Source organism: Bhargavaea massiliensis (genome assembly GCF_018390575.1).
Classification (GTDB): domain Bacteria; phylum Bacillota; class Bacilli; order Bacillales_A; family Planococcaceae; genus Bhargavaea; species Bhargavaea massiliensis.
Genome location: NZ_JAHBCJ010000024.1, coordinates 1 through 457 on the forward strand (window position 1 = coordinate 1; position 457 = coordinate 457).

General features: G+C 72.9%; 1 protein-coding gene. It reads left to right on the forward strand.

Translation table 11 applies throughout. From position 1 onward, the window contains the following. The coding region (locus KHA84_RS15200) for an alkaline phosphatase D family protein (protein ID WP_213424356.1) at window positions 1-457 on the forward strand (457 nt) is incomplete at both ends.

Genomic DNA, 457 nt, shown 5'->3' on the forward strand with positions numbered 1-457 from the left:
CCTCACGCACCGGCCGCACGCGCACCGCCCCCGCCGACGGCGCGATGCCCGCGTCCGGCCGCTGGCGCGTGGGCGTGGTGTCGTGCTCCAACTGGGAGGCCGGGTTCTTCGCCGGCTACCGCCACCTCGAGGCGCGCGGCGACCTGGACGCGATCATCGAGCTCGGCGACTACATCTACGAGTACGGCCGCGGCGAGTACACGGCCGCCGCCGGCGCCGTCCGCCCGCACGATCCGCCGCACGAGATCGTCACCCTGGCCGACTACCGGATCCGTCTGGCGCAGTACCGCACCGACCCCGACCTGCAGTCCCTGCACGCGCACGTGCCGTGGATCTGCACGTGGGACGACCACGAGCTCGCCAACAACTCGTGGGAGCACGGCGCCGAGAACCACCAGCCGCACGAGGGCCCGTTCGCCAACCGCAAGGCCGCGTCCGCGCAGGCCTACTTCGAATG